Raw genomic sequence first — 5,474 nt, 5'->3', positions numbered from 1 at the left:
GCAGTTCGAGACGCGGGTGCGGGCGACGGCGTTCGCGTTTTGCACATCGTTCGGGCGTTTCGTCGGCGCGGGCGTCAACTTCGTCCTCGGTGCCGCCGTGCTGCACCTGCACACATTGGGGCTTCCGGTCGCATTAACGGCCGTCGCCTTCGTCGTCGGCCTGCTGGTGATCCCGCTGGCTCCCGAAACGCGCGGCGAGACGCTGCCGCAATAGCGGCGCGCCCGCAGCCCTTCGGGGGCGCCGCGGGTAGGTCATCGCCGACGACGAAGGCGTCGGCGGGCACGGTGGCGCCGGGCTCCGGGGTGACGCCGGTCCAGCCGCCGATGGCGTCGTCCACCCAGCCGGCCCACTACACGATCGCCTCGTAATGCCCCATGATCAGCTTGCCGGTGATCGCCGCGATGGGCAGCCGGGGACCGGGCCGCCCGTCGCCGCGTAGTCCTGGTTGCGGCAGCGGATCTGAGCCAACTTCGCCTCGGCGTCCGACCGTATCTCGTGAACCGCCGAGCGCAGTCGAGCGTGTCGGGCCACGCACGCAGCGCGGCGCGCCGCCTCGGTGACGAAGGCCGATCACCCCGGAGCCGCGGACCCCGGGGCGGGCAGGGCGGCGGACCGGGACCGGCGACGTACGCTCCTCACATGTACGTCGACGCGATGACCAGTCCCCAGCCGCTCAACCTGATCGGGGACCTTGCGCGGCGCACCCAGGCGGCCGGCTTCTCGGGATTGTTGTTCACCGAGACGGGTCGCGTCGCCTACTCCAACGTCGCGGTGGCCTCGCAGGCCGCGCCCGGGCTCGAGCTGTCCACCGGTGTGGCGGTGGCCTTCCCGCGCAGCCCGTTCATCACCGCGGCCGCGGCGTGGGAACTGCAGGAGGCGACCGGCGGCCGGTTTCGGCTCGGGCTCGGCACCCAGGTGCGCACCCACGTGGTGCGGCGCTACGGGGTGCCCTTCGAGCGACCCGGACCGCGGCTGCGCGACTATGTGCTGGCCGTCAAGGCGTGTTTCGCCGCGTTCCGCTCCGGCACGCTCGATCACCACGGCGAGTTCTATGACCTCGACTTCATCACCCCGCAGTGGAGCCCCGGCCCCATCGACGCGCCCGACCCCATGGTCGACGTCGCCGCGGTCAACCCGTGGATGCTGCGAATGGCGGGCCAGGTGGCCGACGGGGTGCACGTGCACCCGATCGGGGAGCCCGGTTACCTGACGCGCCACGTGGTGCCGAACGTGGCCAAAGGTGCTGCGCGGGCTGGGCGTTCGCCGTCCGACATCGCGATCGTCGTGCCGGTGCTGACCGTCGTCGGCGACACCGACGAGGAACGGGACCGGCAGCGCGAGGGTGTGCGGGCCAGCATGGCCTTCTACGGCAGCACCCCCAACTACGCGTTCATCTGGGACGAGGCCGGGTTCGAGGGCACCACCGCCCGGATCCGGGAGAAGCAGAAGGCCGGCGACTTCGCCGGAATGGCGGCGCAGGTCAGCGACGATCACATCGCCGCGTTCGCCACCGAGTCCACCTGGGATGCGTTGGCCGACAAGCTGATCGACAAATACGCCGGAACGGCGACGCGACTGGTGCTCTACAACGCCGTCGGCGATCCGCAACGCTTCGAACGCTACGGCGAGGTGGCCCGCCGGATCGCGGCGGCGGGCCGACCGGTCAGCGGCTGAGCTGAATCGCCTTGACCACCAGCAGCAGCGCCCCGGCGACCAGATAGGAGCGCAGCGCGATCATGCCGAGCCGGGTGCCGGGCGACCAGACCACCGGCTCGAGCAGGGTCAGGGGCGGCATCCGCCACGTGCTGCGGTCCACACCGCGGGCCGGCAGCTGCGCGGCGGGTCGCGGGGGCTGGCGCCGGGCCATCCAGCGCAGCAGCGGCACGGCCGCGACGCCGAGCACCACCATGCCCAGCGCCAGGTAGCCCGACACCGCCACCACGTCGATCTTGGGAAACAAGGTGGTGGCCATCAGGATCCCCGACAGCAGCAGCAGCGTGCCGACGATCAACCCTGCGACCCAGTTGAGCCAGGTCCGATTGACCCACGGCCCCAACACTTCCCGGTCGTTGCACAGCAACAACAAAAAGACGCTGGCACTGGGTAGCAGCAATCCCGCGAGGGCCTGCACCGCGGTGGTGATCAGGCCGAGCGGCGCGCCGGGGATCAACACGATGGCCGCCGCCACCGCCACCATCGCCGCGTAGGACAGGTAAAACTGTTTGGCGTCGGCGAAGCCGCGGTGCAGCGAGTGCTTCAGCCCGAACACGTCGCCGAACGCGTAACTGGTGGCCAACGTGACCGCCGCGGCGCCGATGATCGACGCGTCCATCAGCACGATCGCGAAGATCGAGCCCAACAGGTCGCGGTGCTCCCCGAGCAGGTGCGCGGTGCCACCGGCGTCGGTGAAACCGCCCACGGTATTGGTCGAGCGCGCCGCCCAGTCACCGGTCATCACCAGCGCGGCCGCCCCGACGACCACGACCAAGGCCCCCAACACCGTGTCCGCACGTTCGTAGGCCATGAAGCGCGGCGTGATGCGCTTGTCGACCACGTTGGACTGCTGGAAGAACAACTGCCAGGGCGCCACCGTGGTGCCGACGATCGCGATGATCAGCAGCACCGCGTCCGAGCTCACACCACCCGAAATGCCCGGCACCACAAAGGATTTGGCCGCCTGACCCCATTGCGGATGCGACATCAGCAACATGGGGATCTGCAGCAGCGTGATCGCGATGAAGATGAACATCGCCCGCTCCCAGCGGCGGAAGCTGCCGCTGGCCATGATCGCGACCAACGCCACCGCCGAGGTCGGGACCACCACGTATTTGGAGATGCCGATGTATTCGGCGGCCAGGCTGATGCCGATGAATTCGGTGACGATGGTGAGGAAGTTGAGCAGGAACAGGTCACCGACGGAGAACCAGCCCCAGCCGCGGCCGAAGCGCTCGTTGATCAGCCGGGCGTGCCCGACGCCCGTCACGGCGCCCAGCCGGACCACCATCTCCTGGTTGACGATGAGCACCGGCACCAACAACAGCAGCACCCACAACAGTGAGTAGCCGTAGTTCTGGCCGGCCTGGGCGTAGGTGGCCACCCCGCCGGCGTCGTTGTCGCCGACCATCACGATGATGCCGGGGCCCACGATCGCCAACAGGGTCAGCAGCCGCGTCTTCCAACTGCGCGCGTGCTCGGTCTCGCCGATGCTGATCCGCCCGAAGGCGCCCTCGATGTCGCCCAGGTGGGCGCTGTCGAGGACCGCCGAACGCGTTGGCGCGTCGGGCCCGGTCCCGCGCTCGGCAGCGTCGGCGCTGGTGGTCTCCTCCGGGCTCACAGCGTGGTACCTCCGGGCAGCGACGAGGTGTGGTCGTCGGCCGCGGCGACGTCGCGGATCGGCCGGGGAGCGGGTTCACGACGGCGCCAATCCTCGGGGATCGTGGCCTCCAGCACGTCGTCGACGGTGACCACCCCGAGGATGCGGTCCTGCTCGTCGACCACGGGAATCGAGTAGAGGTTGAAGTCGGCCATCAGCAGCGCGATGTCGGTGAGGTCGGCGTCGGCGTTGACCCGCACCGGATCCGAATCCATCAGCCCCACAAGGGTATTGCTGGGCTCGGCCTGCAGCAGGCCGATGACGGACGCCACACCGTCGAGCCGCCCGTCGTCGTCGACGACGTGAACCTTGATCAGCGCCTCCGGCTGGATGCTGCGTGCGGTGGCGATCAGGGCCAGCGCCTCCCCGGCCGTCGCGGTGGGCCGGCAGGACACGAAGTCGACGTTCATCAGGCCGCCGGCGCTTTCGGGGTTGAAGCCCATCAGCGTGATGACCTTGGTGCGCTGGGGCCCCGGCATCAGGTCGAGCACCCGCCGGCGCCGTGACTGGCGCAGGTCGGCGATGGCGTCGGCGGCGTCGTCGGCGCGCATTCGCCCGAGCAGCCCGGCGACCTCGTCGTCGGGCATGCCGTCGAGCAACCGGCTGGCCTTGTCCGGGTCGAGTTCCTCGAAGACGTCGGCTTCCAACTCGGGGTCGCTGTGCACCCGGTCGAGGATCTCGCCGCCCTCGGCCTTGTCCGCCTCTTCCAGCAGATCGGCGATCTCGGCGGCCTTGAATTCGCCGAAGCGGTCCGACAGGCGCCGCACCGCGTCGGTGCGGGCGTGACCGATCAGCGGTTCGAACGCCTTCCAGTCGCGCGCCGCGTGCCCAGCGGCCTGCTTGATCAACCCGAACAACCGCGGCGGCCGCCGGGTGTCGAGGCGGACGAGCGCCCAGCCGGCGCCGGTGTCCTCCAGCTCGACGTCGTAGGCGCGCACCAACTCCACCGCGGCCACATCGATCAGCCTGTGCCCCAACACATCCGCGCGCAGTAACACCTCGCCGTCGCGACGCTCGAAGCTCCGCAGGTCGACCTTGTTCTTGGTCAACACGACTCGCTTCGCGGAGAATTCGTCGATCGACTTGTTGCCGACGAACACGCGACGCCCCCCGACGCCGGCCACGATCCCGGCGACCAGGGGATAGTCGTCGGCGCCGCCGAGCCGCACGATGACGTCCTCGACCCGGCCCACGGCCTCGCCGGACCTGGCCACCACCGGCGCACGCAGCAGCTCGGAAAGGTGGATCACCGGCGGCCCGCCGTGCGGCCGGCTCGCCTTCTCGGATGCGCTCACATCGTCCTCCTGCCCCGGTGCGGCCCGCCCCGCGTGACGACCACGGTGACCGGCTCGGCCGCCAGAGCGTACGCCGGGGGCACCGGCGCGGGCTAGGGAGGTGAGGTAAACGCTGGGCGGCTACTGCTTGTCGACTTTGCCGGCGATCTGGTTGGCAACGGTGCTGCCCAGGTCCGCGAGATCCTTGCGGCAGGCGTTCACGTCGATGGCGACGTTGTTGCGGACGGTGAGCGCCCGCTGGCACGGCATGGTCGTGGTCGTCCCGTTGCTGGTGACGTCGACGGTGACCGTCGTGGTCAACATGCCGTTGGCGTTGCTGACCGCCCCGACCTGCCAGTGCAGACCGGGGTTGGTCGCGTCGGCGGGGACGGTGTCCTGACGGTTGGCGCAGGCGGGCCATCGGCGAGCCGACGCGTCGAAGAACGCCCGCGCCTGTTCGGGGGCGGGGAACAGCACCACGATTTGCGTCAACTCGGGCGTTTCCACGGCCTTCGCCCCGGTGGGCGTGGGCGCCACGTCGCGGTAACCCAGGACCGCGGTGTCACCGCTGTCGGCGTAGGACGGCGCGGCGCCCGGATGGAAGATATAGGTGCATTCGGCCGGCAGCGTGTAATTCTGCCGGCCCGCCGGGTTGTCCGTGAGCTCGGTGATCGGCGGGTCGCTCGTCGTTCCCCGCACGTGCAGCAGAGTGTCGATGTCATCGGGCGTCAGCAACAGATTGGGCAGCGCCGCCTGCGCCAGGGGGCCGCCGTTGGACGTGCTGGTGCTCGTGGTGGTCGACGACGATGTGCCGGAGCTGTCGTTG

Annotated in this window: 4 protein-coding genes and 1 pseudogene; 2 read left to right on the top strand and 3 right to left on the bottom strand. The window is 69.9% G+C overall.

The features are described 5' to 3' along the window. Positions 1-214, top strand: a pseudogene (locus tag A5714_RS13795) (hypothetical protein); the annotation flags it as partial. A gap of 426 nt (positions 215-640) precedes the next feature. Then, on the top strand, positions 641-1,675 hold the full coding sequence (locus A5714_RS13790) for a TIGR03617 family F420-dependent LLM class oxidoreductase (protein ID WP_068285902.1): 1,035 nt from the start codon (positions 641-643) through the stop codon (positions 1,673-1,675). Here A5714_RS13790 and A5714_RS13785 read toward each other — a convergent pair. From A5714_RS13785 to A5714_RS13775, 3 genes are all read right to left on the bottom strand, one after another. After that, a complete protein-coding gene (locus A5714_RS13785) occupies positions 1,665-3,242 on the bottom strand; it encodes an NRAMP family divalent metal transporter (protein WP_156747317.1) in 1,578 nt (525 codons plus the stop codon). The genes A5714_RS13790 and A5714_RS13785 overlap by 11 nt on opposite strands. Before the next feature lie 89 nt (positions 3,243-3,331). Continuing rightward, a complete protein-coding gene (locus A5714_RS13780; RefSeq protein ID WP_068205093.1) occupies positions 3,332-4,669 on the bottom strand; it encodes a magnesium transporter MgtE N-terminal domain-containing protein in 1,338 nt (445 codons plus the stop codon). A gap of 120 nt (positions 4,670-4,789) precedes the next feature. After that, on the bottom strand, positions 4,790-5,474 hold a 685-nt coding region (locus tag A5714_RS13775; RefSeq protein WP_068285898.1), incomplete at its 5' end, for a sensor domain-containing protein.

The sequence above is a fragment of the Mycobacterium sp. E2462 genome (assembly GCF_001672685.1).
Classification (GTDB): domain Bacteria; phylum Actinomycetota; class Actinomycetes; order Mycobacteriales; family Mycobacteriaceae; genus Mycobacterium.
This window is presented reverse-complemented; position numbering and strand designations above follow the sequence as displayed.